Source organism: Staphylococcus rostri (genome assembly GCF_002902145.1).
Classification (GTDB): domain Bacteria; phylum Bacillota; class Bacilli; order Staphylococcales; family Staphylococcaceae; genus Staphylococcus; species Staphylococcus rostri.
On sequence record NZ_PPRF01000122.1, the window covers coordinates 1 to 1917 of the forward strand.

Sequence of the window (1917 nt, forward strand, 5' to 3'; positions counted from 1 at the left end):
TCGAAACATCTGCATGACTTTTAGTTTGTGCATCTTTTTTATTTAATTTTATGACGTTATCCCCGATAATTTTAGAGCTATATTTAAAATTAAAAGCTACATTTTCTGAAGCTATAATATACTTTCTGTGATATGAACCTTGACTTAAATGTTTATTAATATTATCACTCAATTCGATTTTTCTGAAGCCTCTTAGAAAGTGTGCATCATTTTTATTATAGTGTCCTAGGTGAATAATCGGATCAACCGCCAAACATTTCAAGTCTAGCTTTGAACCATAATATAATGCACCTGTTCCTCCTTTGGAAGGGCCGTACAAAATAATGTCTTTATCTTGAAAATTTAATTTTTCCTTTACTTCAACAATGGCATTAGTGATATCTTGTTCCATTGTTGAATAGTTAATTGTATTAATAAAATGTGATCCATAAGAAAGGTTTAAATCTGCAATACGCATAATATAGACATTTGAATTAATGTAGTTTGAAATATGTTTATGCACGGGATTAAACATTCTTTCAGTAAATATAGGACTTTCATGGTGTTTTATCATAGGCATAGACGGAAAAATAATCAGCAACTTATTGTCTTCTTTAGCAAGATTCGCTTCTTTATGTTTTGGTGCTTCTAATGAATAATAAATATCTCCAACTTTATGTACATTCTGAGACTTCCATATTTCATCAATATAGCGTCGTTGATATAATTTAGAAATGCCATTTTCATGTGCATACAAAATATAATCATTTTCTAGCAATTTTTTATAGAGTTGATAGGTTTGGCTATTCGATTTTCGCCCAGCTCTTGCAATTTTAAGTATGTTGTCTTTAGAATTTATCACAACATCCACTTGCTTTGTTTTTAAAATTTCAAATGATTCATTGAGGTAAATTCTTTGAGTTGTGGTCCTATCTTGTTCATTTATGATAGGAATTTGGTGTGTCAATGAGATAAGTTTATTTAAAAAATGATTGTAAAATTGCTTTTCTAAATGGAAGTCAGTTTCCGTTGTCATTTCTGTCTTGTCAAGTACGTAATTGTTTTTGGTTAAATCCAGTAATGTAACATCATGAGTATTCATGAAGTAAGTGTTAAGTGTATCCCATTGTTGATTCATTTTCTTAATATCGAGCGTTGATAAGTTATTCTGTTTACAGTAATGAATGATAGAATTACCATCAGTAAATGTATTCGCAAAATGACTTTGAACTAATAGTATACGACAGTTTGGTACGTCACGCGTCAAAAATTCCTGAAGCTGTTGTACTGATTTTTTCCATACTTCAAAATAATTATCGAAGTTTTGATGTTTTTTCCATGCCTGTTTTTTATTAGATATGTTTTTAAACAGTATACGTTTTTTGTGTGATAACAGCCATCCATAAATAATATCTAATGAAAAATCTAACAATAGATATTGTGGCTGCATGTCTTTCAAACGTTTAAAAAAGATTTTTCGTACTTTGTGATTTGTAATAGGTACTTGCTTATCCCATGGAATTACTTCAAAGAACTGTTGATAATATGGGTTGAAAGTGTTGTTAAAATTATCATTTGTAATAAATGAGCCTATTGTTGCAATACTAAGTGTCATCAGTGTTCACCTCGGGATAACTATTTCTTCCATTGTATTAAAAAGAAAAAGATCAATCAATGATATTTTGAATAAGTAAATCAGCTCATTAAATTTAATTGTGTATTTTAAATATTGATTCTAAAGTACGTATCTACTTAAAAATATTTCAACACTTATCATTTTAAAAACTTTAAAGACTTTACATTGAAAGACAAAGTATTGATAATTAACAGTAAATACGACTAAATTAGGCGTTAATATAAATACAAAATATGTATATCTGTACAAGTTTATATACTGAGAATTAACTTCTTTATATAAAGATAGGGATAGTATATAAT

The 1917-nt window shown here is 28.4% G+C and carries 1 protein-coding gene; it reads right to left on the reverse strand.

Annotated features, from left to right (window positions below; genetic code table 11):
* Positions 1 to 1594: accessory Sec system protein Asp2 (locus CD122_RS11300; protein WP_103359027.1), on the reverse strand; the 1594-nt coding region annotated here is incomplete at its 3' end.
* Positions 1595 to 1917: the final 323 nt, after the last annotated feature.